This is a genomic window from Streptococcus suis, from assembly GCF_002964045.1.
Lineage (GTDB): Bacteria > Bacillota > Bacilli > Lactobacillales > Streptococcaceae > Streptococcus > Streptococcus suis_U.
In genome coordinates this window covers 1-268 of record NZ_POPB01000026.1, presented here as the reverse complement: position 1 = coordinate 268, position 268 = coordinate 1, and the positions used below count along the sequence as shown (strand labels likewise).

Here is a 268-nt window from a genome sequence, read left to right as displayed (position 1 = left end):
TATAATTTGATTATAAAAAAATATAATATTTTATAAAACGAGGAGGATGGCTATGGAATCAAAGTGTTCTAAGCCGATTATTGGGATTTCAGCGAGTATTATCGTTGATTCAGGAGGGATGTTTCCTGGTTATCATAGAGCGTATGTAAATGAAGATTATGTAAACTCTGTTATACGCAGCGGAGGGATTCCGCTCATTATTCCGATTAGTCAAGATGAGACAGTCATTGATGGCTATATTGGTAGTATTGATGGATTAATTCTTTCA

1 protein-coding gene is annotated in these 268 nt (G+C 34.3%); it reads left to right on the top strand.

Going from position 1 to position 268, the window contains the following annotated elements; all coding sequences use genetic code 11:
* Window positions 1–52: 52 nt before the first annotated feature.
* Window positions 53–268, top strand: a 216-nt coding sequence (locus C1E99_RS00105; RefSeq protein WP_161951106.1) for a gamma-glutamyl-gamma-aminobutyrate hydrolase family protein, incomplete at its 3' end; no start/stop codon positions are given.